The 24,940-nt window shown below is 62.0% G+C and carries 26 protein-coding genes; 8 read left to right on the top strand and 18 right to left on the bottom strand.

Annotated elements, in window-relative coordinates:
• Positions 1 to 83: 83 nt before the first annotated feature.
• Positions 84 to 806 carry an HAD family hydrolase gene (locus PXK01_RS09785; RefSeq protein ID WP_274859828.1) on the top strand — a complete coding sequence of 241 codons (723 nt, stop codon included), beginning with the start codon at positions 84 to 86 and terminating at the stop codon, positions 804 to 806.
• Positions 807 to 1,108: 302 nt separating this feature from the next.
• Positions 1,109 to 2,677, top strand: a complete 1,569-nt coding sequence (locus tag PXK01_RS09780; protein ID WP_274847202.1) for a D-alanyl-D-alanine carboxypeptidase family protein — start codon at positions 1,109 to 1,111, stop codon at positions 2,675 to 2,677.
• Positions 2,678 to 2,803: 126 nt separating this feature from the next.
• Here the strand turns inward: PXK01_RS09780 and PXK01_RS09775 are convergent, their stop codons facing one another.
• The 8 genes from PXK01_RS09775 to PXK01_RS09740 form a co-directional block, all read right to left on the bottom strand.
• Positions 2,804 to 3,550: an anti-sigma factor family protein gene (locus tag PXK01_RS09775; protein WP_274847203.1), complete on the bottom strand. Its 747-nt coding sequence runs from the start codon at positions 3,548 to 3,550 to the stop codon at positions 2,804 to 2,806.
• The gene (locus PXK01_RS09770) at positions 3,547 to 4,086 is read right to left on the bottom strand and encodes an RNA polymerase sigma factor (RefSeq protein ID WP_274847204.1); all 540 of its coding nucleotides are present in this window, start codon (positions 4,084 to 4,086) and stop codon (positions 3,547 to 3,549) included. The genes PXK01_RS09775 and PXK01_RS09770 overlap by 4 nt, the downstream gene beginning before the upstream one ends.
• Before the next feature lie 15 nt (positions 4,087 to 4,101).
• Positions 4,102 to 4,494 (bottom strand): COG4315 family predicted lipoprotein, encoded by a 393-nt coding sequence (locus tag PXK01_RS09765; RefSeq protein ID WP_274859827.1) that lies wholly within the window; start codon positions 4,492 to 4,494, stop codon positions 4,102 to 4,104.
• Between the two features lie 140 nt (positions 4,495 to 4,634).
• The gene (ccoS, locus tag PXK01_RS09760; RefSeq protein ID WP_065271273.1) at positions 4,635 to 4,793 is read right to left on the bottom strand and encodes a cbb3-type cytochrome oxidase assembly protein CcoS; all 159 of its coding nucleotides are present in this window, start codon (positions 4,791 to 4,793) and stop codon (positions 4,635 to 4,637) included.
• A 17-nt stretch (positions 4,794 to 4,810) separates the two neighbouring features.
• A complete protein-coding gene (locus PXK01_RS09755; RefSeq protein WP_274859826.1) occupies positions 4,811 to 6,994 on the bottom strand; it encodes a heavy metal translocating P-type ATPase in 2,184 nt (727 codons plus the stop codon).
• Between the two features lie 6 nt (positions 6,995 to 7,000).
• Entirely contained in the window at positions 7,001 to 7,474 is a 474-nt protein-coding gene (locus PXK01_RS09750) for a FixH family protein (protein WP_274859825.1), read from the bottom strand.
• A 3-nt stretch (positions 7,475 to 7,477) separates the two neighbouring features.
• Complete coding sequence (gene ccoG, locus PXK01_RS09745) at positions 7,478 to 8,908, bottom strand: cytochrome c oxidase accessory protein CcoG (RefSeq protein ID WP_274847208.1); 1,431 nt, start codon at positions 8,906 to 8,908, stop codon at positions 7,478 to 7,480.
• 172 nt (positions 8,909 to 9,080) lie between these two features.
• On the bottom strand, positions 9,081 to 9,971 hold the full coding sequence (locus PXK01_RS09740; protein WP_274847209.1) for a LysR family transcriptional regulator: 891 nt from the start codon (positions 9,969 to 9,971) through the stop codon (positions 9,081 to 9,083).
• A 97-nt stretch (positions 9,972 to 10,068) separates the two neighbouring features.
• Here PXK01_RS09740 and PXK01_RS09735 point away from each other — a divergent pair, with 97 nt between their 5' ends.
• The 3 genes from PXK01_RS09735 (at position 10,069) to PXK01_RS09725 (ending at position 11,508) form a co-directional block, all read left to right on the top strand.
• A complete protein-coding gene (locus PXK01_RS09735; RefSeq protein ID WP_274847210.1) occupies positions 10,069 to 10,263 on the top strand; it encodes a hypothetical protein in 195 nt (64 codons plus the stop codon).
• Positions 10,260 to 10,433 (top strand): hypothetical protein, encoded by a 174-nt coding sequence (locus PXK01_RS09730; RefSeq protein ID WP_274847211.1) that lies wholly within the window; start codon positions 10,260 to 10,262, stop codon positions 10,431 to 10,433. The genes PXK01_RS09735 and PXK01_RS09730 overlap by 4 nt, the downstream gene beginning before the upstream one ends.
• A 226-nt stretch (positions 10,434 to 10,659) precedes the next feature.
• The gene (locus PXK01_RS09725) at positions 10,660 to 11,508 is read left to right on the top strand and encodes a DMT family transporter (protein ID WP_274859823.1); all 849 of its coding nucleotides are present in this window, start codon (positions 10,660 to 10,662) and stop codon (positions 11,506 to 11,508) included.
• A gap of 58 nt (positions 11,509 to 11,566) precedes the next feature.
• Here PXK01_RS09725 and ccoP read toward each other — a convergent pair whose 3' ends face one another.
• The 4 genes from ccoP to ccoN are packed head-to-tail and all read right to left on the bottom strand — an operon-like array spanning position 11,567 to position 14,998.
• Complete coding sequence (ccoP, locus tag PXK01_RS09720) at positions 11,567 to 12,436, bottom strand: cytochrome-c oxidase, cbb3-type subunit III (RefSeq protein ID WP_274859822.1); 870 nt, start codon at positions 12,434 to 12,436, stop codon at positions 11,567 to 11,569.
• Entirely contained in the window at positions 12,433 to 12,630 is a 198-nt protein-coding gene (locus PXK01_RS09715; RefSeq protein ID WP_274847214.1) for a cbb3-type cytochrome oxidase subunit 3, read from the bottom strand. Before PXK01_RS09715 ends, ccoP begins: the two co-directional genes overlap by 4 nt.
• A 14-nt stretch (positions 12,631 to 12,644) precedes the next feature.
• The gene (gene ccoO / locus PXK01_RS09710; RefSeq protein WP_274847215.1) at positions 12,645 to 13,373 is read right to left on the bottom strand and encodes a cytochrome-c oxidase, cbb3-type subunit II; all 729 of its coding nucleotides are present in this window, start codon (positions 13,371 to 13,373) and stop codon (positions 12,645 to 12,647) included.
• Positions 13,374 to 13,387: 14 nt separating this feature from the next.
• Positions 13,388 to 14,998 (bottom strand): cytochrome-c oxidase, cbb3-type subunit I, encoded by a 1,611-nt coding sequence (gene ccoN, locus PXK01_RS09705; protein WP_274847216.1) that lies wholly within the window; start codon positions 14,996 to 14,998, stop codon positions 13,388 to 13,390.
• A gap of 215 nt (positions 14,999 to 15,213) precedes the next feature.
• On the opposite strand from ccoN, the gene PXK01_RS09700 reads away from it, so the two are divergent.
• On the top strand, positions 15,214 to 16,053 hold the full coding sequence (locus PXK01_RS09700) for a universal stress protein (RefSeq protein WP_274847217.1): 840 nt from the start codon (positions 15,214 to 15,216) through the stop codon (positions 16,051 to 16,053).
• A gap of 69 nt (positions 16,054 to 16,122) precedes the next feature.
• Here PXK01_RS09700 and PXK01_RS09695 read toward each other — a convergent pair whose 3' ends face one another.
• Positions 16,123 to 16,380, bottom strand: coding sequence for a GlsB/YeaQ/YmgE family stress response membrane protein (locus PXK01_RS09695; protein ID WP_274847218.1), 258 nt, complete (start codon positions 16,378 to 16,380; stop codon positions 16,123 to 16,125).
• 64 nt (positions 16,381 to 16,444) lie between these two features.
• Positions 16,445 to 17,782: a serine hydroxymethyltransferase gene (locus PXK01_RS09690; RefSeq protein WP_274859821.1), complete on the bottom strand. Its 1,338-nt coding sequence runs from the start codon at positions 17,780 to 17,782 to the stop codon at positions 16,445 to 16,447.
• Between the two features lie 109 nt (positions 17,783 to 17,891).
• On the opposite strand from PXK01_RS09690, the gene PXK01_RS09685 reads away from it, so the two are divergent.
• The gene (locus PXK01_RS09685; RefSeq protein ID WP_274859820.1) at positions 17,892 to 18,779 is read left to right on the top strand and encodes a LysR family transcriptional regulator; all 888 of its coding nucleotides are present in this window, start codon (positions 17,892 to 17,894) and stop codon (positions 18,777 to 18,779) included.
• A gap of 28 nt (positions 18,780 to 18,807) precedes the next feature.
• Here PXK01_RS09685 and fnrL read toward each other — a convergent pair whose 3' ends face one another.
• Positions 18,808 to 19,548: a transcriptional regulator FnrL gene (fnrL, locus tag PXK01_RS09680; protein ID WP_274847221.1), complete on the bottom strand. Its 741-nt coding sequence runs from the start codon at positions 19,546 to 19,548 to the stop codon at positions 18,808 to 18,810.
• A 61-nt stretch (positions 19,549 to 19,609) separates the two neighbouring features.
• Here fnrL and hemN point away from each other — a divergent pair, with 61 nt between their 5' ends.
• A complete protein-coding gene (gene hemN, locus PXK01_RS09675) occupies positions 19,610 to 20,965 on the top strand; it encodes an oxygen-independent coproporphyrinogen III oxidase (protein WP_274859819.1) in 1,356 nt (451 codons plus the stop codon).
• 195 nt (positions 20,966 to 21,160) lie between these two features.
• Here hemN and PXK01_RS09670 read toward each other — a convergent pair whose 3' ends face one another.
• Genes PXK01_RS09670 through PXK01_RS09660 form a run of 3 tightly spaced genes read right to left on the bottom strand, consistent with a single transcriptional unit; the run spans position 21,161 to position 24,936 of the window.
• The gene (locus tag PXK01_RS09670; RefSeq protein WP_274859818.1) at positions 21,161 to 22,741 is read right to left on the bottom strand and encodes an ABC transporter ATP-binding protein; all 1,581 of its coding nucleotides are present in this window, start codon (positions 22,739 to 22,741) and stop codon (positions 21,161 to 21,163) included.
• Positions 22,738 to 23,844, bottom strand: a complete 1,107-nt coding sequence (locus PXK01_RS09665) for an ABC transporter permease (RefSeq protein WP_274847224.1) — start codon at positions 23,842 to 23,844, stop codon at positions 22,738 to 22,740. The genes PXK01_RS09670 and PXK01_RS09665 overlap by 4 nt, the downstream gene beginning before the upstream one ends.
• Positions 23,845 to 23,847: 3 nt before the next feature.
• A complete protein-coding gene (locus tag PXK01_RS09660) occupies positions 23,848 to 24,936 on the bottom strand; it encodes a microcin C ABC transporter permease YejB (protein WP_274859817.1) in 1,089 nt (362 codons plus the stop codon).
• Between the last annotated feature and the right edge of the window lie 4 nt (positions 24,937 to 24,940).

Genomic DNA, 24,940 nt, shown 5'->3' with positions numbered 1-24,940 from the left:
GTCTGTTTTCCGGTCGTGCTTGGATTGGTATTCTCGCATATATAGCGGTTTGAGCGCGCAGGAAAAGGGAGTGTGTTGCAGCAATGGGCGGCAAATTGACAACAATCGGCTTTGATGCGGACGATACGCTCTGGCACAACGAGCGGTTCTTTCGAGTCACCCAGGAGCGATTTGCCGAATTGCTGCAGGACCACACACCGCTGGATATGGGCGCGGATGCCCTGGCCGCGCGGCTGCTGGACGCGGAGAAACGCAACCTTGGCCGCTATGGCTACGGGGTCAAGGGCTTCACCCTGTCGATGATCGAAACCGCGATCGATGTCACCGACTCGCAGGTCCCCGCCCATGTCATCAAGGAACTGATCGTGGCCGGGCAGATGATGCTCTCCTACCCGATCGAACTGCTACCCCATGCCCGCACGGCGGTCGAACAGCTGGCGGATCGCTACCGGATCATCCTGGTGACCAAGGGCGATCTTCTGGACCAGGAGCGCAAGCTGGCGCAATCCGGCCTGGGCGAGATGTTCGACGGGGTCGAGATCGTCTCGGAAAAGACCCCCGCCATCTACACCGAGATCTTTGAGCGCCACGGCGATGGCGCGGAACGTGCGATGATGGTGGGCAATTCCATGCGCTCGGATGTGGTGCCGATGATCGAGGCGGGCGGCTGGGGCACCTATGTGCCGCATGGGTTGGTCTGGGAGGTCGAACATGCCGAAGCCCCGGAGGGTCACGCACGGTATCACGAGATCCCAGATCTGGGCCAGCTTCAGGGTCTGATCGACGTGGTGCTCTCACATCCCTGATCCGCATCGGACAAATCACCAAACAGCAGCCTGCGACATGTGGCAGGGCCGCATCACTTGCGCCCGCCACCGCGGCGCAATCCCGCCAAAACGCCCGAATTTACGAGTTTTTTTGTCAACACTTTCTTAACCAACGACTTATCTTGCGGCACCGACCCCTCCTTCCCACAAGATATGGGCGAAAGCGCGCTGAGCCCAAGAGATGCGGCCCAAGCAAGTTATTTATTCCGAAGGCAACACATGCTACGATTTGCTTAAAGCAGCAAAATCGTCAGCCGGAAAACCGGCGGCATGAGGCAGAAATGGCAGATATCGAACAGGTCAGGTTTCATCCTGTGACCTTTGCCCTGGGGGTGATGCCCCGCCAGGTGGCTTGGGTTCTGGGTGTTGTTCTCACAGTTGTGCTTGCGGGCCTTGCCCCACCCAAAGCCTTGGCCGCGCCCTATGCGGCGATGGTGATGGATGCGCGCACCGGTGAAGTGCTGCATTCGCGCAATGCCGATACCCGCCTGCACCCGGCCTCTCTGACCAAGATGATGACGCTCTATATCGCCTTCGAGGCGGTGCGAAACGGTGAGATCACCCTGGACACCAAGGTCCGCATCAGCAGCAATGCCGCCGCCGAGCAACCGTCAAAGCTGGGGCTGAAATCAGGCCAGCGCATTGCCCTGCGCTATCTCATTCGCGCGGCGGCGGTGAAATCCGCGAATGACGCCGCAACCGCCATCGGCGAGGCGCTGTCCGGTTCCGAGGCCGCCTTTGCCCGCCGCATGACCCGCACCGCCAAGGCGCTTGGCATGTCCCGCACCACCTTCAAGAACGCCCATGGGCTGACCGAAAGCGGCCATATGTCCACGGCCCGTGACATGACCACCCTGGGGCGGCATATCCTTTACGACTATCCCGAGTACTACAATCTCTTCTCCCGCAAGTCCGCCGATGCGGGCGTGCGCACGGTCCCCAACACCAACCGCCGCCTGCTCGCCGCCTACAAGGGCGCCGACGGCATTAAGACGGGCTACACACGGGCTGCCGGCTTCAACCTTGTCGCCTCGGCCAAGCGCGGCAACGAGCGGATCATCGCAACCGTCTTTGGCGGCAAGTCCTCCACCTCGCGCAATGCCAAGGTGGCTGAACTCCTGGACCTCGGCTTTCGCCGGGCGCCATCGCAGGCGAAACTGCGCAAACCCGCGGTGCCGACCTATGTAGGCAATCAGAACATCACTGTGGCAGACAACGCGCCCGATGGCGCGGCAGGCAAGACCATCCGCGTCAGTGGCAGCGTGAAGACCAGCCTGCGTCCCCGCCTGCGCCCCCAGGTGCTCGAGGCACCGGTTCTTGTGGCAGAGGCGCAGACTACCAGCGAAGACACCGCAGCGACAGATATCACAGACACCATCGCCGCAACGGCACCGCAACGGCTGGACCCCGAGGTGCTGCAGGCCAGCGTTCAGGCGGCCATGGCCGAGGCCAAAGTGGTGCCCGCTTCCGCCCCGGCGCCAACCGATGTCACCACCGTCAATACCGTCTTCAAGGGGCTGCGCCCGGTGCCCCGTCCCAGCCACCTGACCGATGCAGGCAGCGCCGCCCAGCCGGAACCGGTTGTGGTAACGCGACTTTCAACCTCGGGCGGGCGCTACTGGGGCATCAACGTCGGCCGCTACACCAGCCGCTACAAGGCCGAGAAGGTGCTGCTGCGCACCGCCCTGTCGGAAATGGAGACCCTGAACGGCACCCTGCGCAAGGTCGCCAAATCCAAACAGGGCTTCGAAGCCAATTTCCTCGGCATGACCAAGGAAGGAGCCGAACTGGCCTGTCGGCGGCTCAATGCCCGCAACGTGAGCTGCGAGACCCTGGGGCCTGCATCCTAAAGCGCTACGCCAATAACTTGAGACACGAATACCCTGCCATGCCTGTGGCAGGGCATTCGTATCGCTTGTTGTTTCCGGTCAAAGACAGAGCGCTGTAGACGTGCCGCGATCAGGACAAACCCAACCCTAAATGAGTTGCCCATGAATTGAATGGGCAATCGCGCCCATCGGTTCGCGCGGCGCATCACCGATCAGCGAATACTGCCACGGCCCGTCCTGCCAGTAGACTATGAGAAACCCGTCCTCTTGCTGAAAGCGGAAGGATTGGCTTTGCACCGTCTCCCCATGGGTGGCGAGGAGACTGAGCCGATCCCCTTTTTCATTCTCATACATGAACAGGGCAGATGCACGATCCCCCGCAGGCAAAAGCCGGCCGCCAATCAGAGAATAGCCGCTCTCGCCAAGCTCAGGCGCGATAATGGCAGCACCAAGCCGGTTTGAAAGCCAGGTCTGCAAGTGGTCCTTTTCAGAGGCTGCCACTTCAACCGGATGCAGCACTTCACTGACATATAGCGCATGCGCCGCCTTTGCCTGCAGGGCAAAGGCGGTCAGATCTTTTTCCTCACCGCCGGGTTTCAGCGGCAGCACGGCTCCAGCCCCAAGCCCGACAGCAAAGATCACAATGGAAGCGGCAATTCTAAAGATGGGGCCTGGCCCGGCGCCCTTTCGCTTGCGCAAGGCCAAAAGGTGAGCAGCCGAGGGCACAGGAACCGATTGGTCGATCAGTGCCGTCTGCCGCTGCAACCTGTCGTGCAAGGCCGCGTCGTCAGGGTGCGACATCAAATGCCGCATCAGATGATCCCGCTCGTCCTGCGAAAGCTCGCCGTCAATGCTACGCTGGATCAACTCTTCTATCGAGGTTTCCAGAGTCATTTCACGCTCCTGATCTTGGTCTTCGGCGACGTATCCATTTCGATTTTGATTTTAGCGCGGGCACGAGAAATCCGCGACATCAACGTCCCCCTGGGAATGCCCAGTGCGGCGGCGGCTTCTTCATAGCTCAATCCACCCACGACAACGGCCAGCAAAGCCTCTTTCTGGGCCTGCGGAACCGTCTCAAGGGATTTCCAGATCGCCTTGATTTCCAGTCGTTCCTCGGGGCTGCCGGTGACTGCGGCCAGATCACCGACCTGATCGAGATCGACCGATCTGTACCGTGTCTCGCGGCGCCATTGATCCCGGTAGATATTGAGAAGGATTTTGGTCAGCCATGGCTTCAAAGGCCGCCCCGGAAACCACAGCAGGCGCTTGCGCAGCGCCCGCTCAATGCAGTCCTGGACCAGATCATCAGCCGCGTCGCGATCCCGCGTCAGCGACCAGGCGTAGCGCCAAAGATCGGGCAGGCAGTTTTCAAGCTGTATGTCAAAAGACGAGGTCATCATGAAAAGCCGGGGATGCGCGTTGCCCATCCCCGGTACCTTTGCTCAAGGGCGCGCGATATGCCAGACGCCTTTGACTCCATCGCCGGTCATATCGCCGGGGTTCTGGTCCTTGAACCACAGATAGAGCGGCTGCCCCTTGTAGGCCACCTGCGTGGAGCCATCCTTGCGCGCGATCACGCTATAGCCTTTCGGCAGCTCCATTCCCGCCTCACCAAACAGGGGCGGCCATTTGGTTGCACAGTCGTCGTAACAGTTGGAGACGTTCTTTTGGTCCTTGTCGAACGTGTAGAGCGTCATGCTCTGCGCATCCATCAGATAGGTCTCACCGTTGAACTTTCCGGTCACGGCGGGTTGGGAAACATGACCGTCAGCATGAGCGGAGACGGCAGTGACGACCAGCGCGATGCTGGCCAGGGCGATTGATTTCAGTGACATGATCTCTCCGAGGTGTTGAAGCCTGCCAAGCTGCAGACACAACACCTACGGATCTGAGATGACTTTATTCCCGGTCACAGGAATTATTTTGAACAGGCTTCAAAATTACAGGCGACCCTGTCCCTGACCTGCGACCCGTTTCAAGGTTTCGGGTGGTCATCCCATTCATCGCTCAGGATCCGGCGGGCATCGCCTTCGGGATCGTCATACTGATTTGAGCGTACCGTGTAGATGAAGGCCACAAGCGCCGCCCCGCCCAGGATCAGCGAGATCGGGATCAGGTAAGAGAGAACACTCATGCGGCGGGCCTTTCGGATCAGGATTTCAGCCGCAGCGCGTTCAGCGATACGGTAATGGAAGAGCTAGACATCGCCAGCGCCGCGATCAAGGGGGTTGCCAGCCCCGCCACCGCCAGGGGCACCGCGATCACGTTGTAAAGCGTCGCCAGGCGGAAGTTCTCGCGAATGCGGCGGATCGCCTGACCGGCAACACCGCAGGCCTCGGCAATGGGCTCCAGATCCTGCCCCAACAGAACGATGTCCGACGCGACGCGAGCCGCATCCAAGGCCGAGGCCGGAGAGATCGACACATGCGCCGCCGCCAGGGCTGCGGTGTCGTTCAGACCGTCACCGACCATCAGCACCTTCTTGCCCTGGTCAGCCAACATCTGAATGCGCGCGGCCTTATCCTCGGGCAGGGCTTCGGCCACCCATTTTTCAATGCCAAGGCGGTTCGCCAGGGCCTCCACCGCGCCGGTGGTGTCGCCCGAAATCAGCAGCACATCCTTGCCCGCCGCCTGCAGCGCCCGCACGGCCTCGGCGGCACCGGGACGCAGCGCATCGGTAAAGCGGAAGCCACGCGGTTTGCTGCCCTCTCCGGTGTCGAGCCAGGCCGTGGTCTGGCTGCCCTGCGCAGCCCCGACCCAGGCGGCACGCCCCAGGCGCACCCGGCGACCGTGATACAGGCCTTCGGTGCCATAGCCCGGAACCTCGCGCAGGTCTGTGACATCAGCGGGCGAAATCCCCGCCTCACGGGCGGCACGCACCAGCGCGACCGACAAGGGATGCGACGACGGCGTCGCCAGGGCCAGGGCGATCTCCAGATCGCTGCTGGCCATCTCATCAAGGTTGACCAGCTGCGGCGTGCCGGCAGTCAGAGTCCCGGTCTTGTCAAAGACCACGGTATCGACACCGGCCAGGCGCTCCAGCGCCGTGGAATGCTTGATCAACATGCCCTTCTTGAACAACCGTCCCGAGGCCGCCGTGGTCACCGCCGGCACCGCTAGACCCAGCGCGCAGGGGCAGGTGATGATCAGCACCGCCGCCGCGATATTGAGCGCGGTGCGCACATCGAAGGTGTAGAGATACCAGCCCACAAAGGCGAGTGCCGACAGGATATGCACCCCCGGCGCATAAAGCTTCGCGGCGCTGTCAGCCAGCGAGGTATAACGTGAGCGGCCCGATTCCGCGATGGCCACCAGATCGGCCATACGGTGCAGCGAGGTTTCCTCTCCTACCGCTGTGGCGCGGATGGTCAGAGGGCCGGTCAGGTTCACCTCACCTGCAGACACCGCCGTACCGGGGGCTGCGAATACCGGCAGGGTCTCACCGGTCAAAAGGGAACGGTCGAGCTCGGAATGCCCCTCGGTGACCTCGCCATCCATCGGCATGCGCCCGCCGGGGCGCACCAGGATCAGATCGCCAATTGCCAGATCTGCCACCGGCACCTCATATTCCTGCCCATCCAGCAGGCGCGTGGCGCGGGGGACTTCCAACGCGGCCAGTTCCTGCGCCGCAGAGCGCGCCACCGCGCGGGTGCGGTAATCAAGGTAGCGCCCGGCCAGAAGAAAGAAGGTCAGCGTCAGCGCCGCATCGAAATAGGCGTGCTCGCCCGACAATGACGTCTCCCACAGGGAGGTCACCAGCGCCAGAACCAGCGCCAGCACGATCGGCACGTCCATGTTGAGCCGCCCGACCTTCAAGGCGCTCCAGGCGTTCTTGAAGAACGGTTGCGCGGAAAAGATGATCGCCGGGAAGGTGATCGCCGCCGAGATCCAGTGGAACATGTCCCGCGTCGCATCCGACGCCCCGGACCAGACCGAGATCGACAAGAGCATCACATTCATCGAGGCAAATCCGGCAACCGCCAGCCGCATCAACAGGTCCCGCCCCGCCTTGTCGTTCTGGGTGGCCGCCAAGGCTGTCAGGTCCAGCTCATGGGCCTCATAGCCAAGGCCTTCAAGTACCGGGATCAGATCGGCGGCGCGCAGATCCGGCTCGGCCTCGATCAACGCCCGTTTCAGCGTCAGGTTCACCCGCGCCGAGTGGATTCCGGGATAGGCATTGAGCGCCCGTTCCACCGCCGAAATGCAGGCCTGACAGTGGATCGTGGGCAGGGACAGCGCCAGACGCGCCTCTGTCGGGGCCTGTTCCACCGCCTCGGATGGGGCGGCGACACAGCCCGGGCATACCGCCATCTGAGGGCGCATCTGAGCGGTCATCGCCTCTTACCCCTTGGTTACATGCAGCAGGACCCGCTGGGTGAACTCGGTGCCGTTCTTGGCCCGCGCCACCATGCGGATATTCCAGTTGCCCGCCCCCAGATCGGCAGGTGCCACATAGGCCTGACCATCAAAGTGGAAATCGGGTTTCTGATCGTCCTTCACATGGGTTGCGCGCCCCAGGGTCGCGGTCAGCTTGGCGACCTCCACGGGCTTGCCGTCCCGGTCGGTGATCTCGAGCTTCACCAGCCCCTCTTGGGCAGAGGCATAGACCGACCAGCCCAGGGCCTCTTGCGCGGCGCGGCGAATGTCGAACTCCTGGCTGGCAACATAGGAGTTCTTCACCTCCAGTCCCGGAAAGGTTTTTACCGCATTCACCGCCAGCGCGATATTGACGCTGATGATCACCGCAAAGGCGCCGACGAAGACCATCAACGCATGGCGGCCTGTGAACTCACGCTGGGGTTTATCCGGAGCCATGGTTCAGTTTCCTTTCCCGTTGAAGGTGGTGTCCTTATAGGCGCGCTCGCCATTACCCAGGTCTTCGACCCAGATCCGGACCGGGGTGGATTCGGCCAGGGAGGACGGCGCGCCTTTCGGCGTAACGATATAGACCCGCTGCAGGAAGGCGGTATCCGCAGGCACCTCGACCGAGGCATAGGGTGTGCCTTCCAGCTGGATGCGCATTTCCGGCTCGCCCTTGATCGACAGCTGGAATTGGCGCGGCTCACCGTGTTTGTTGCGCAGACGCACATCATAGGTATTGCGGACCGACCCGTCCGACAGGGTGACAAAGGTCGGGTTGCGCACCGGCGCCACCGTCAGGTCGATGTCGGGGCGGATGAACAGCGCAAAGACCAGCGCAATGCCGACCACCGACCACAGCGCGGTATACATGATGGTGCGCGGCCGCAGGATGTGTTTCCAGACGCTGCGCGGCGGTTGCCCCGCACGTTCGCCCGCCTCGTCCGACAGGGCCATGTAATCGATCAGCCCGCGCGGCTTGCCGATCTTGGCCATCATGTCATCGCAGGCATCGATACACAGGGCGCAGGTGATGCATTCCAGCTGCTGCCCGTCGCGGATGTCGATCCCCACGGGGCAGACGTTGACGCAGGCCATGCAATCGATGCAATCGCCCAACTGCTCGGCCTCGGCGGATTTGCGGTGCTTGCCGCGCGGCTCTCCGCGCCATTCGCGGTAACCGACGGTCAGCGTGTCCTCATCCATCATCGCGGCCTGAATACGCGGCCAGGGGCAGGCATAGATGCAGATCTGCTCGCGCGCGAACCCGCCGAAGAAGAAGGTGGTCAGCGTCAGCACCAGCATGGTGGTATAGGCGATCGGATGGGCGTTCAGCGTCACCAGGTCAACCAGCAGAGTCGGCGCATCGGCAAAGTAGAAAATCCAGGCACCGCCCGTGGCCAGACCGATCAGGAACCAGGAGACCCATTTGGTGACCCGCAGCCGGGCCTTGCGGAAATCCATCTTCTTCTGGCGATGCAGGCGCAGGCGCGCGTTGCGGTCGCCTTCGATCCAGCGCTCGACCAGGATGAACAGGTCGGTCCAGACCGTCTGCGGACAGGCATAGCCGCACCAGACCCGGCCCAGAGCCGAGGTAAACAGAAACAGCCCAAGGCCGGCCATGATCAGAAGGCCAGCCACAAAATAGAATTCATGAGGCCAGATCTCGATCCAGAAGAAGTAGAACCGACGGTTGGCCAGATCCAGCAGGACCGCCTGATCCGGCAGCGATGGCCCCCGGTCCCAGCGGATCCAGGGCGTCAGGTAATAGATGCCGAGCATCACGGCCATCAGATACCATTTGAGATTTCGGAAAAAACCGGAGACGCGCCTTGGAAAAATCGGCTCCCTGGCGGCGTAAAGGCTTGGGGCGGGATCGGAATCGCTCACGGACTCACTCCACTAACTTGGATCTTATCCTTGGGGTTCTCACAGAAGCAGCATGCCACAGCCTTGACGTGGATCAAAAAGCGTATCGAGCAAATATCTTTTGAATGCGCAATTTCCCTTGTTTTGCAGACCTAACCCAACGGAAGTCCCCCGTTCACACATCTGTGAAAACTCAAAGCCCGCCGCCCTCGGGCAGCTGACGATGCCGTCTGAGCCAGGAAATGAACTTGCGCGCCTGCGGACGCAGGACGCCTGGCACGGTCGCAATATGATAGCCGCGCGAATCCTCTTCGGTGAACAGAGCTTCCAGCCGCCCGGCGCGCAGGTCTTCCGCGACGAAGGCCTGCACGCTGACCGCAATGCCCTGCCCGTCGCGCACCGCCTCCATCAACAGGTTTCCAGGCAGGCGGATCCGGGATCCGCGCAGAGCGTCGTCCACGCCGCGCGAGGTCAGCCATTTGGTGGCTTCCGTGGTGCCAAGCTCCTCCAGCCAGGGAAAATCCAGCAGATCCTGAGGCGATGAAACCCGCTGCCCTTCCAGCAGATGCGGAGCCGCAACCACGGTCATGGGCGACTGCAGCAGGGGCTCGGTCTCAAGCCCGGCCCACTGCCCTGCCCCGTATCGCACCGCGATATCGATCCCGCCCGGTGTCAGTTCGACCAGCTCACCCACCGGATCCAGAACCAGATCCACATCCGGATGCAGGGCGCGGAACTCGGCCAGGCGCGGCATCAGCCATTGCGCCGCAAACATCGGCGTGCAGGTGATATGAAGCGGCCGCGCCGCGCCAGAGGTGGTGAGATCCTGAACCGCGGTCTGGATCGTGCTGAAGCCCAGCTGCAGCCCGCGAGCCAGATGGGCCCCGTCCTGCGTCAAGCTGAGGCCACGCCCATTGCGTTCCAGAAGCGCCACGCCCATGTGGCGTTCGAGCGCGCGCAACTGCTGGCTAATGGCAGCATGGCTAACATTGAGCGCCGCCCCCGCCTTCACCACATTTCCGGTTTCGGCAAAGGCTGAAAAGGCCCTGAGCGCGGCCAATGGTGGCAGAGAGATCCACTCCATTTGTAATCTCACCTTACATAATGGCTTTTTTCCTGACTCGCATGAATCCCGGTTTGGCGCAACATGGACGCCAGTACCAAACCCAGGAGACATCGCCATGCTGACCGATATCTACGCCCGCGCCATGATCACTGCGACCCGCCAAAACACCATCTGCCTGCGGGAGATGCCTGCGGCGGCACGCCCGCTGCCGGTGCCAAAGACAGGCCTGGGCAGGCTGAAAGCCCGGCTCAAACGCCTGAGCCGCCGCCCTGCCGGGCAGATCCGCTGCATCGATCCGCAAAACATTTGAAAAAAGAAGCGTCGGCTTTTCAGGAAACGCGCGAACAGATCGAAAAGCCGACGCTTGAACCCGTCTTGCCAGCACGTCGGCGCGAACGGGATGAAAAAGACCCGGCAGAAGAGCAGGAACGAGGTGTTTCAGAGGCCTGCCGGATCTATCTCTGTGTTGAGATCATATAAGCACAGGCTGCCGCAGATGGATTTGACACGGATCAAATCGGCACGAAAAATGCGCGCCTTCGACCATGGGTTTGCGTGATTTTCATGCGATCCGCCGCCCCTGCCACCGGGGCTGTGCCCCCGATTTCTTGTCCGCTGAGCCATGCGGTGATATCGCCAAGACATGGGCTCCCCGTTTTCCGATCATCGTGCCGGGACACCTCCGGTTTTTCTTGCCGGACTCGGCGTGTTCTTTGCCTCCTTTTGCTTTGGCCTGCTGCCCTATTTCGCGCGCAGCCTCAGCGATCAGGGCATGCCCTCCCATGTCATCGCCTTTCACCGATTCACGCTTGCGGCCCTGATCCTGTCCCCGCTGCTGATCGCGCAACGGGCGAAGATGCGGGCAATCCTGTGGGGGATGGGGGCTGGCGCCGCGATGGGTCTGGGCTGGATCGGATATGTCACCGCCCTGCGCAGCGCGCCAGTATCGGTGGTCGGGGTGCTATATATGACCTACCCGGTGTTCACTCTGCTCATTGCCTGGCTGCTGTTTCGCGATCGCCCCTCCTTGCGGGCGGTGGGTGCTGCTGCCCTGATCGTTGCGGCGGCGGTCTTGGCCAGCCGCCCCGGCGCAGTTCCCGTTGCGGTGATACCGCTCCTGATCCTGTCCCTTGCCGCACCTTTGGGGTTTGGCTTGGGCATCACGGTTCTGGTCTATCGCCTGACCGCCCTGCCTCCGCTGGCACGAATCGCGGCGGTGTCCCTTGGATCCGTTCTCGGGCTGCTGCCCTTGGTCCTCGGCACCGAGGGCAGCCGATTGTTCCCGCAGGACGGGGCTGGCTGGATGCTGTTGCTGGGCATTGCCATTGGAACCGCGCTGGTGCCGCAACTGATCTATGCAACCTGCGCTCCACTCGTTGGCGCTGCCCGCACTGCGGTGATCGGCAGCATTGAGCTGCCCACCATGTTCGCGGTCGGTGTCCTTGCCTTCGAGGAACGGATCACCCTGCCGCAAGGCGTCGCTTGTGCGCTGATCCTCACCGCCATCCTTCTGAACAACAAAGGTGCCGTAGCCCCCGTTAGCTGCCCCAAATAGAAAGAGGGCCGCCCAGCGGGCAGCCCTCATTGGCAATCATAAGGCAGCCAGAGGTGGTTTACTCACCGCCACCCAGCTGGTGCACATAGGCGGAGACGGCGCGGATTTCCGCTTCGCTCAACCGGGTGTTCCAGGCAGGCATCACGCCATAGCGCGAATTGGTGACCGTCTCGGTCAGTGCTGCGTAGTCACCACCATAGAGCCAGATCGCATCGGCCAGGTTCGGAGCGCCCTGGGCGCGATCACCCGTGCCGTCTTCCATGTGGCAGGAGGAGCAGTTGTCCTCGAACAACACGGCACCGGCTTCGACCTTGGAGGCATCCTGCGCCTCACCCGAGAGCGACATGACGAAGTTCACGACCTGGTCGATCTCTTCGGCTTCCAGCAGCTCGTCCCGGCCAAAGGCAGGCATCTCGGAGTAGCGCGCTTCGTCGCTGTCCTCGTTGCGGATACCATGGGCGACGGTTGCGTGGATGTCCTCCACCGAACCACCCCAAAGCCAGTCATCGTCCAAGAGGTTGGGATATCCCTTGGCACCCGCCGCACCCGAACCGTGACACTGGGCGCACCAGGTCTTGAACACGGCGGAGCCCGCCGACACGGCATAGGAGTTCAGGTCCGCATCTGCCGAAATCTCGGTCAGCTCGGTCTCGACCAGCTTGGCGTTGACCGGGGCGTTTGCCTCGTCAACGGCTGCGATTTCCGCCGCGACATCGGCGCGGGTCGACCAGCCCAGAACCCCGGCGGTGGCCGAGTTGATCATCGGCCAGGCCGGATAGGCGATGGTATAGCCGATGCCCCAGATGATGGTCAGGTAGAAGGTCCAGAGCCACCAGCGCGGCATCGGGTTGTCGAATTCCTCGATCCCGTCCCACTCGTGGCCGGTGGTCTTCGGATCGCTGTCGAACTTCTGCGATTTCTTACTCATGTCCGCGCCTCCTTGGCTTGACCCTGTGCAGGGGCGGGTTTGTCATCGTGACGGAAAGGGATATCGGCCGTGTCGCGGTAGACCCGGCTGCTGCCCGGGCGAAACACCCAGACAACAACCCCAATGAAGAAGGCGAACAGCATCAGCAGCATCCAGCTGTCTGCGAACTGCCGCAGGAAAGTATATTCTTCCATATCCTCCTCCGACCTTAGCGGCTTGCATCCGGGGTGAAGGTCGAGAAGTCGACCAAGGTCCCCAGCATCTGCAGGTAGGCGATCAGGGCATCCGCTTCGGAAACACCCGGCTGGCCATCAAAGTTGCGCACGTTGATGTCCTCGCCGTAGCGCTCCAGCAGACCGTCGTAGTCGCTGTCAGGGTCCGCTTGCGCGGCAAAGTCTGCCTGGGCCGCTTCGACCATCTCGTCGGTGTAGGGCACACCCAGAATGGCGTTGGTGGCCATGATATCGCCGATGTATTTGCCATCCAGCATGGTCCGCTCGAGGAAGCCATACTTGGGCATCACCGATTCCGGCACCACCGACTGCGGGTCACGCAGGTGATCCACGTGCCACTCGTCCGAGTAGCGGCCACCCACACGGGCCAGATCCGGCCCGGTGCGCTTGGACCCCCACTGGAACGGGTGGTCATACATGGACTCTGCCGCCAGCGAGTAGTGACCATAGCGTTCGACCTCGTCCCGCATGGGGCGGATCATCTGGCTGTGGCACACATAGCAGCCTTCACGGATGTAAATCTCGCGTCCGGCCATCTCCAGCGGGGTGTAAGGACGCATGCCCTCCACCTCTTCGATGGTGTTTTCCAGCCAGAACAGCGGTGCGATCTGCACCAGACCACCGATGGTCACAACCAGGAAACTGCACACCAGAAGGAGGGTCGCGTTGGTCTCGAGGATCTTATGTTTGTCGAGAATTGCCATTTGTCCGGCCCTCCTTATTCAGCCGGGACCGAGACCGACAGGCTGGCTTCTTTAGCCGGGGCCCGACGGACGGTCATCCACAGGTTGTAGCACATGATGACGGCACCGGTGACGTAGAGCACACCACCCAGACCACGCACCACATACATCGGAAGCTTGGCGGCAACAGTGTCGGCAAAGGAGTTCACCAGGAACCCGTTCGCATCCACTTCACGCCACATCAGGCCTTCCATGATACCGGTCACCCACATGGACGCGGCGTAGAGCACGATACCGATGGTGGCGAGCCAGAAGTGCCAGCTGACCATCTGCAGCGAGTAGAGACGCTCGCGCTTCCACAGTACCGGAACCAGGAAGTAGAGCGCACCGAAGGTGATCATACCGTTCCAGCCCAGCGCACCGGAGTGCACGTGACCAATGGTCCAGTCGGTGTAGTGCGACAGGGAGTTCACGGCGCGGATCGACATCATCGGACCTTCGAAGGTGGACATGCCGTAGAAACCGACCGAGATCACCATCATGCGGATCACAGGGTCCGTGCGCAGCTTGTCCCAGGCGCCCGAAAGCGTCATCAGACCGTTGATCATACCACCCCAGGAGGGCATCCACAGCACGATCGAGAACACCATGCCAAGGGTCGAGGCCCAGTCAGGCAGCGCGGTGTAGTGCAGGTGGTGCGGACCGGCCCAGATGTAGATGAAGATCAGCGCCCAGAAGTGGATGATCGACAGCTTGTAGGAGAACACCGGGCGTTCGGCCTGCTTCGGGATGAAGTAGTACATCATGCCGAGGAAGCCCGCGGTCAGGAAGAAGCCCACGGCATTGTGGCCATACCACCATTGCACCATCGCATCCTGCACACCCGGCCAGACGATGACCGACTTGGAACCCCAGATGGAAACCGGGATGGTCAGGTTGTTGACCACATGCAGCATGGCAACGGTGACGATGAAGGCCAGGTAGAACCAGTTCGCCACGTAGATATGCGGCTCCTTGCGCTTGATCAGCGTGCCGAGGAAGACGGCAAGATAAGCGACCCAAACGATGGTCAGCCACAGGTCGACGTACCATTCCGGCTCGGCGTATTCCTTGGACTGGGTCCCGCCCAGCAGGTAGCCGGTCGCGGCCAGAACGATGAACAGCTGATAGCCCCAGAACACGAACCAGGCGAGGTTTCCACCCCACAGCCGCGCCGCCGAGGTACGCTGCACCACGTAGAAGGATGTCGCCAGCAGCGCGTTGCCGCCAAAGGCGAAGATCACCGCCGAGGTGTGCAGCGGACGCAGGCGACCGAAGTTGGCAAAGCCCTGCGCCCAGTCGAAGTTCAGCACCGGGAAGGCCAGCTGGAAGGCAATGAACGTGCCCGCCAGAAAGCCCACGACACCCCAGAAGGCGGTGGCAATGACACCGGCGCGCACGACGCTGTCAAAATACTCGTGTTCCAGACCGCCCGCGGCCAGTGCTGGCTCGTCGGTGCGGCGAAGGGTGTAGAGGAAAAGACCGCCCGCCACGAGCATGACAATGATGGCATGCACCTGGTAAGCTAGATCCCGCGCGAAATTGATCCCCATCATCGCAAAGAGCGTGACGAGACCAAGCGCTATCAGCTTGATATAATTAGACATCTTGCGTCCCTTTAACATGTACCGCGCGATTCTTCCGCCACGCGGGACCTTTTTAGACCGGGTTTGTGATGCAAAACGTGCCTGATCCACGCATTGATCTGCATCAAGACAATCGCGAAACAACTGTGACACATCATTTTTAGCACAACCAATGAAACGCGCGTCCGCTTGGAGTTTTTGCGCTATTTCCACCAAGCGGCGAAAAGGGGCGAAGCATGACCTATAAAACGCTATTGACCGTTCTGACCGACAAGAACACCGCCGCCGCGCCGCTGGCCCAGGCCGCGGCGCTGGCCGATCATTTCTCCGGCCATACCGAAGCCCTCTGTCTTGGCGTCGACCGGACCCAGACCGGCTATTACTATGCCGGCGCCAATGCCATGATCATCCAGGAGGCCATGGTGCGGGCACAGGAAGAAGCCGCCGAGCTTCAGTCCCATGCCACCGGCGTCCTGCAGCAACTGGGCGCGCCGTTTTCCACCGATGTCGCGATTGCCCCGATCGCCGATCTGGGCCGCCATGTGGCCCGCCACGCGCGGTTCTCGGATCTGGTGGTGCTGGGCAAACCCTATGGCGAAGGCATCGGGGCCGAAGCCGAGCCGGTGGTCGAGGCCGCCCTGTTCGAAGGCCGCACGCCGGTTCTCGTCGTCCCGGAAAAGGCCGAGCCGATCACCCAGCCCAAGACCGTTCTTCTGGCCTGGAACGAAAGCATCGAGGCGATGACCGCAATCCGCAAGGCCCTGCCTTTCCTGACCAAGGCCGACACCGCGCGGATCATTGTCATCGACCCACCACAGCACGGCCCCGAACGCTCGGATCCCGGCGGCATGCTGGCGCAGATGCTGGCCCGCCATGGCGTCAAATGCGAAATTGACGTTCTGAGCAAGACCATGCCGCGCGTGTCGGACATCCTCAATCGTCATGCCACGGACACCGCTGCTGACATGATCGTGATGGGCGCCTATGGCCATTCGCGCTTCCGCGAGGCGATCCTGGGCGGCGCCACCCGCAATATGCTGGAAAAGGCAACCGTACCCGTCTTCATGGCGCACTGAGTGCATTGCCCATTTCCATGACAAAAGGCGCCCCATATGTGGGCGCCTTTTTCATTTGATGGAAACGGCTTAGCCCGCCTTGCGGATCAAGCCGATCAGGAACAGCAGGATCACGGCTCCGATGGTGGCATGCAGGATGGACGCCAAGGCGCCGCCACCGACAGAGAAGCCAAGCGCCGGGAAGATCAGCCCGGCCAGAAAAGCGCCGACGATCCCGATGATGACATTGCCGATCAGACCGAATCCGCGCCCCTGCATGATCTTTCCCGACAACCACCCCGCCAGGGCGCCGATGATCAGCATTCCCATCACGCTTTCGAACTGCATCGCATTCCCTCTCTTGCTCAGTGCAGCCTAGCGGGCAAAGCGCGTGCCGTCACCCTACCGGTTCTCAGGCGCGCACATAGTGCATCCCCTGGAACCGGGCGCGCATGGCACGGGTTCGAGTGGCCACCGCCTCGGGGTCGTTGCCGGTCAATCCTTGTGCGATCAACGCCGCCAGCTCCGGTGCATCGGCGGGGGTCACACCACGGCGCACCAGTTCCGGCGTCCCGATGCGCAACCCATTGAGATCGCCTGGAACCTCTGCAATCGGAAGGCCGATGCCGCAGGCCAGGAATCCCGCCTTGCGCAGGGTCTTGGAGGCCGCCTGACCGCCACCGAAACGCGCCGCTTCCAGCGCGAACTGATGCGATTGCGTGGCCCCTGCCGCGCCCTTGAAAACCGGCAACCCCAACCGCTCCAGCTCAACCGAAAGGCTCTGCGACAGGTCAATCATCGCCGTGGCATAATCCCGGCCATAGTCCACCCAATCGAGCAGGCTCATCGCCAGGGCCGCCGTCTTGGCCGCGTCGAAATTGGCTGTCATCCCCGGAAAGGCGATGGCATCCAGCCGCTCGGCGATCTCGGCATCATTGCTGACGATCAACCCACCTGCGGGGCCACCGAGGCTTTTGTAGGTGCTCATGGTCATCAGATGCGCGCCTTCCTGCAGCGGGTTCGCCCAGACGCCCCCCGCGATGATTCCGCATTGATGGGCCGCGTCGAACAGCACCTTGGCGCCCACCTCATCCGCGATGGCACGGATGTCGGCGACCGGGTGCGGGAACAGGTTCAGACTGCCGCCGATGGTGATCAGCTTGGGCCGCAGCTGTCGCGCAAGGGCACGCAGGGCATCAAGGTCAACGGTATAGCCATCGCCGTGCACCGGTGCCGGATGTGTCACAAGCCCATAGAGCCCGGCACAGCCTCCCTGGTGATGAGTCACATGCCCCCCGACAGACGCGGGCGGCGCAATGATCGCATCCCCCGGCTGCGTCAGCGCCATGAATCCATAGAGGTTGGCCAGCGCCCCGGATCCGACCCGGACCTCGGCATAGGACGCCTGAAACACCTCTGCTGCCAGTTCGGCGGCGATCACCTCGATCTCTTCAATCGCCTCCAGGCCCATCTCATACTTGTCGCCGGGGTATCCCAGCGATGGGCGACTGCCGAGCCCCGAGGACAGGAGCGCCTCTGCCGCCGGGTTCATCACATTGGTCGCCGGGTTTAGGTTGAAGCACTCCGCATCGTGGATCTCGGTGTTGCGCCGGACCAGCATATCGATCCGGCTTGCCAGGGTATCCGTGGCGGTGCCGACCGTCTGACCGGCGATCTGCTGTACAAGGGTTTCACAGGCGGCTGGCACCCAGGGGCGCGGTGCAAGGGCGGCGGGGGCTCTGTCAGTCATGGCAGGGATCCTTGTGCAAATGTCTGTCCCTGCAACCAAAGCCCAAGGCTCTGCTTGCGCGCAAACCAGATTTTCGAAAAACTAGGGTTAGAAAAACCGAGCCTTTGACATGCCCGTTGCACCACCTCGCCCCAAGTCTCTTCCGCTCACGAGCCTGCGCGCTTTTGAAGCCGCCGCCCGTCTGGGCAGTTTTTCCGCCGCTGCTGAAGAGCTAGGCGTCAGTCCCGGTGCCGTCTCGGCGCATGTGAAAACCCTGGAACAGGCCATCGGCGCAGCGCTCTTTCATCGCCGTCCCAAGGCGGTGGAGCTGACCGCCCCCGGCGCCCGTGCCCTGCCCGAGTTCACCAGGGCCTTTGACCAGCTTGGGGCTGCGGTCCAGACACTGCGGGACGAGGCCGCCCCGCGCGTGGTGCATATCGCCACCCTGCCCGCCATCGCGCAATTCTGGCTCTCGCCGCGCCTGCCGCAGCTGCGCAAGGCGATGCCCAATACGGCCATATCGATCACCGCGCTGGAAACACCGCCGAACCTGAAGCGGGCACCCTACGATCTATGCCTCTTCTTTGATGCCACACACGGGCAGCCCGTGCAGCAGGACGTGATATTCCCGGTCTGCGCCCCGGAACTGGCGGAACGACTGACATGCCCCGAAGACCTGAATGCCATTTCCTGCCTCAGCGACAGCACCTGGGACAGGGACTGGTCGCATTGGCTTGCTGCGGCCGGTCTGACCGGGCGGGTCACACCAAGTGGGCCAGTCTACTCCCTTTACGCGCTGGCAGTGGAAGAGGCGCTAAATGGCGCGGGTGTCTTGATCGGGCATGAGGCGCTATTGGCACCATTGCTGCGCTCCGGCCGTCTTGTTGCCCCCTTTGAAGCGCAGGTCACACTTCCGGTGCCATTGCGCCTGTGGCACCTGCCGGGACGCACGTCAGCGGCGGTCAAAGAGGTTGCGAACTGGCTGAGGCACAGCGCACGCGATGAGGCACCATCGTAGAAAGACCCAACGCCGCGAATCGAGGCGCTTAGCCGATCAGGCCACCGTCGCTGTCATCACCTGCCTCTTCCATCAGGCGGCCCATGTCGGGAATCGTCACCCGCCGCTTGCCTTCCAGTTCGATCACGCCGTCCTTTTTCAAGGCCGACATCTGGCGGCTCACGGTTTCCAGGGTCAGACCCAGGTAATCCGCCATCGCCTCCCGCGTCAGCGGCAGATCGAAGGACATGTTGTTGGTCGCACCCTTGGGGGTCAGCGATGCATCGCGACGGGCGATGATCGACAACAGGCTGGCGATCTTTTCGCGGGCGGTCTTGCGCCCCAGGACCAGCATCCATTCCCGTGCGGCGTCCAGTTCATCCAGGGTCATTTCAAGAAGACGATGGGCAATATGCGGCGTGCGCACCATCAGATCCTCGAAAGGTTTCTTGCGGAAACAGCACATGACCACCTCGGTGGTGGCCACCACATTATAGGCCGCACCATCGCGCCCCGGGCGCCCCACGAAATCGCTGGGCAGCAGCAGGCCGACCATCTGCGTACGGCCATCTTCCATCGTCTGGGTCAGCGTCGCAATGCCTGACACGACAGAGCCGACAAAGTTCATCACATCGCCCGACCAGATGATCGGCTGGCCCGCCTCATAGGTCCGGTAATACTTGATCGCGTCCAATTCGTTCAGCTCATCCGTATCGCAACGCGCACAAACGGCGCGATGGCGGATAGGGCAATCACCGCAAGTAACTGCTGAAATCGTCGGAGCATTCATGGCGGATCTCGATTGATCTGAGTCAAAGTTTCTGTTCGCTACTGACAGCTAGGTTAAAGCGATGGGACAGAAATCACAATTGGCAAGCTTGGGATTATTCGATGCCAAGGTGCCACGCTATACAAGCTACCCAACTGCGCCCCATTTCAACGGGGGGATCGATGCCCCTGTGTTTTCTGACTGGATCGGCGGGATTGCCCCGAACAGTGAGATCTCCCTCTACATCCATGTGCCATTCTGCCGCAGACTGTGCTGGTTCTGCGCCTGCCGCACCCAGGGCAGCCAATCGGATGCGCCGGTCCAGGCCTATGTGGAAACGCTCAAAACCGAACTCGCCCTGGTGAAATCCAGACTGCCGCAGGGGGTGCGCCTGTCGCAGGTCCATTGGGGCGGCGGCACGCCGACGCTCTTGTCGGCGGATATGATCCGCGCCCTTGCCGAGGCGCAATTCGACCTCGCGCCGCTGATCCCCGGGGGCCAGTTCTCGGTCGAGATCGACCCCAACGAATGCGACGAAGAACGATTGAACGCATTGGCTGACGTCGGCATGACCCGGGCCTCGGTCGGGGTGCAGGACTTTGATGCCGAAGTGCAAGCGGCCATCGGTCGTCACCAGAGTTTTGAAGCGACCCATAGCTGTTTTGAGATGCTCTCTGCCCGGGGTATCGACAGCATCAATGCCGATATCCTGTTTGGCCTGCCGCATCAGACACCGGAGCAGATAACCGAATCCGTGCAGAAACTGCTGTCGCTCTCCCCGGCTCGGATTTCGCTCTACGGATATGCCCATGTACCGTGGATGGCGCGGCGCCAGACCATGATTCCGTCAAAGACGCTGCCCACGCCCGAAGCACGCCTGGAGCTGTTTGACACCGCCCGCCGCCTGCTCCTGTGGGACGGCTATCGTGGCATCGGCATCGATCATTTCGCAAGACCCGAGGACCGCTTGGTGACAGCCCAAAACCAAGGCCGTTTGCGCCGGAACTTCCAGGGCTACACAGACGATACCGCCGAGGTCCTGATCGGGATCGGAGCTTCCGCCATCTCTCGCTTTCCGCAAGGCTATGCCCAAAACGCCATTGGCACGGCGGATCACGCCAAGGCGATCGGCACCGAGCGGTTTTCCACCCGCCGCGGACATGCGTTTCAGGGCGAGGACAGGCTGCGCGGGCGGCTGATCGAAGCGCTGATGTGCGATTTTCGAATTGACGCAGAAGAGATCCTGCGCCGGTTTTCCATTTCCATGGAACAGCTTCAGGAGATGCTGAAAGAAACTCTGCGCGCCTTTCCCGGCATGGTCGACCTGTCACCCGAGGGCCTGTACATCCCCGAGCGCGCCAGACCGCTGACCCGGATGATCGCGCGAAGTCTGGATGCCTATACCTTGAGCAAAGCAGGCCACAGCTCCGCCATCTGATCTGTTCCGTGATTTGACCTGTCATGCGTCCCGACCGGTCGCGCTCCCGCCCGTCGCTGGTGCATGACATGCACCGCTCCCGTTGGGCCAGGCTCGGCGCCTTTGGCGCCGAGCCTGGCCCAAGACCGCCAAGGGGTTCCGGCCAACGGCCGGGGCACCTGCGGGCGCGGGAGCACCCCCTTCCTTGCGACACTCTCAGCGGGTCGCGGCGAGCAACTGACGGGTATACTCCTGGCGCGGTGCCTCAAACAGAGACCTGGCCTCTCCGGCCTCCACCACATTGCCCTGTTTCATGACGATCATCTTGTGCGACATCGCCCGCACCACGTGCAGGTCGTGGGAAATGAACAGATAGGCAAGGCCATAGCGCGCCTGCAGATCGCGCAGGAGATCGACGATCTGCACCTGCACGGTCATGTCCAGCGCCGAGGTCGGCTCATCCAGAACCACCAGACGCGGGCGCAGTACCATGGCACGGGCGATGGCGATCCGCTGGCGTTGCCCCCCGGAAAACTCATGCGGGTAGCGATCCATGGCAGCGGGGTCCAGCCCGACCTCGGCCATGACCTCGGCCACCAGATCGCGGCTGTCGCGATGCTGATCCACCTTGTGGATCGCCAGCCCTTCGGAGATGATCTGGGCGCAGGTCATCCGCGGACTGAGAGATCCGAAGGGGTCCTGGAACACGATCTGCATATCCTTGCGCAAGCGCCGCAAATCGCGGGTGGACCATTGCCGCAGATCGTCGCCGCAAAACCGCACCTCCCCTTCGGAGGCGATCAACCGCATGATCGCCAGGGCCAATGTCGTCTTGCCGGATCCGCTTTCGCCAACGATCCCCAGGGTCTCTCCGGCACGCACCGAAATCGAGGTCGGGTTCACCGCCTTCACATGGCCTACCGTGCGCTTCAGCAATCCCTTCTGGATCGGGAACCAGACCTTGAGGTTCGAGGTCCGCACCAGTTCCTCCGCCCCTTCGGGAACCGGCGCGGGTTGTCCCGAGGGTTCGGCCGCCAGCAGTTTCTGTGTGTAGGGATGCTGCGGGTTGGCAAAGATCTCCTCTGCCGGGCCGCTTTCGACGATCTCGCCGCCCTTCATCACGCAGACACGGTCGGCAATGCGGCGCACGATGGCCAAATCATGGGTGATGAACAACAGGCCCATGCCTTCGCTTTGCTTCAGCTCGGCCAGCAGATCAAGGATCTGCGCCTGGATCGTCACATCCAGCGCCGTGGTCGGCTCATCCGCGATCAGGATCTCGGGCTTGTTGGCCAGCGCCATGGCGATCATCACCCGCTGCCGCTGCCCGCCGGACAGCTCATGCGGATAGGCACCAAGCCGCGTTTCTGGATCGCGAATGCCGACCTTTTCCAGCAGTTCAAGGATCCGCGCCCGCGCCGCCTGGCCCGCCAACCCCTGATGCAGCGCCAGCGATTCCGACAGCTGTTTTTCGATCGTGTGCAGCGGGTTGAGCGAGGTCATCGGCTCTTGGAAGATAAAGCTGATGTCATTGCCGCGCAGACGCATCAGGTGCTTTTCATCGGCGCCGACCATTTCCTCGCCATTATAAAGCACCGAACCGCTGACCGTGGCACTATCCCCCAGCAAGGAAACCGTGGACAGGGCCGAGACGGATTTTCCGGAACCGGATTCGCCCACCAGGGCCACGGTCTCTCCGCGGTCCACGGCAAAGGAGACGCCCTTCACGGCCTCGGTTGTCTTGCCGTCCTGCCGGAAGGCGACGCGCAGGTCTTTGACCTCCAGTATCGCAGTCATGAGAAGGTCTTCCTTGGGTCGAACGCATCGCGGATGCCTTCGAAGATGAAGACCAGAAGCGACAGCATGATGGCGAAGGTGAAGAAGGCGGTGAAGGCCAGCCAGGGCGCCTCTAGGTTCTGTTTTGCCTGCAGGGTCAGTTCCCCCAGTGAAGGCGCCGAAGAGGGCAGACCGAAGCCGAGGAAATCTAGCCCCGCCAGCGAGGCGATGGTGCCGGTCACGATGAAGGGCATCATGGTCAGGGTCGCCACCATGGCATTGGGCAGCATGTGGCGGAACATGATCGTTGCGTTGCCAACGCCCAGCGCCTTGGCCGCGCGCACATATTCCAGGTTGCGCGCGCGCAGGAACTCCGCCCTGACAACCCCCACAAGGGCGGTCCAGCCGAATAGGATCATCAAGAACACCAGCAGCCAGAAACTGCGGCCCAGAATGGCGAACATGATGATGATGACGTACAGCGTCGGGGTGGAGGACCAGATCTCGATGAAGCGCTGGAAAAGAAGATCGAGCCAGCCACCAAAATAACCCTGCACCGCGCCCGCCGCGATCCCCACAACGGTGGCGGCGCCGGTCACGATCAGGGTGAAGACGATGGAGAGGCGGAAGCCGTGAATGACCCGGGCCAGCACGTCGCGTTTGGTGTCATCGGTGCCCAGAAGGTTCTGCCCGTTGGGCGGCAGCGGCGCCGCGCCGGGCCGGTCCACGGTGGTGTTGTAGGAATAGGGAATGGGCGGCCAGAGGGTCCAGCCCTTGTGGAACTCCTCGCCCGAGAAGGACCCTGCGTCGATCTCTTCCAGGATGCCTTCGGGATCATCGAAACAGTCCAGGTTGCCCCCCGACTGGATCAGGCATTCCACCTCCGGATCCTTGTAGACCGCCTCGGTCCTGAAATCGCCGCCAAAGGCCGTTTCGGGGTAGAACTTGAAGATCGGCATGTAGAGTTCACCGCGATAGCTGACCAGGATCGGCTTGTCGTTGGCGATGAACTCGGCAAAGAGCGACAGCACGAAGAGCACCGAGAAGATCCAGAACGACCAATAGGCGCGGGAATTGCGGCGGAAGTTGTTCCAGCGACGCTGGTTGAGCGGGGACAATGCCATGGCTCAGCCCTCCCTCTTGTCAAAATCGATCCGCGGATCGACCAGCACATACATGATGTCCGACACGATCCCCACCACCAGGCTCATCAGGCCAAAGATGAAAAGCGTGCCGAAGATCACCGGATAATCGCGGGCGACGGCGGCCTCGAAGCCAAGCCGCCCCAGCCCGTCGAGCGAGAAGATCGTCTCGATGATCAGGCTACCGGAAAAGAACACCCCGATGAAGACCGCCGGAAAGCCCGCGATCACGATCAGCATGGCGTTGCGAAAGACGTGGCCATAAAGAACCCGGCGCTCGCTCAGCCCCTTGGCGCGGGCGGTCATCACATATTGCTTCTTGATCTCGTCCAGGAAGGAATTCTTGGTCAGCAGCGTCAGCGTCGCAAAGGCCCCGATGGTGGAGGCGATGACCGGCAGTGCGATGTGCCAGAAATAGTCCAGTGCCTTGCCCAGCAGGCTCAGCTCGGCCCAGTTGTCCGAAGTGAGGCCGCGCAGCGGGAAGACCTGCCAGTAAGAGCCCCCGGCGAACAGCACCAGGAGAAGAATCGCGAACAGGAAGGAGGGGATCGCATAGGCCGCGATGATCAAGCCGCTGGTCCAGGTGTCAAAACGGGATCCGTCGCTCAGCGCCTTGCGGATGCCCAGCGGGATCGAGATCATATAGGCGATCAATGTCGACCAGAGCCCCAGCGAGATCGACACCGGCATCTTTTCCAGCACCAGATCGGTCACGTCGATCTTGCGGAAGTAGCTTTCGCCGAAATCAAAACGCAGGTAGTTGCCGATCATCTGCACGAAGCGCTCCAGCGGCGGCTTGTCGAGACCGAATTGCGCTTTCAGCTCCTCGATCAGCTCGGGCGGCAGACCCTGACGGCCTGCATAGCTGTCGTTGGCGCCCAAGGTTTCCGTCGCACCCGCATCGCCACCGCCGCCTGCAAAACCTTCAAAGACATCGCCGCTGCCCTGCATCTGGGCAATGATCTGCTCTACCGGGCCGCCGGGCACGAATTGCACCAGGGCAAAGTTGATGACCATGATCCCGAACAGGGTCGGGATCACCAACAAGAACCGCCTGAGGATATAGGCTGCCATGGCG

It is taken from the genome of Phaeobacter sp. PT47_59 (assembly GCF_028890025.1).
GTDB lineage: Bacteria > Pseudomonadota > Alphaproteobacteria > Rhodobacterales > Rhodobacteraceae > Phycobacter.
This window is presented reverse-complemented; position numbering and strand designations above follow the sequence as displayed.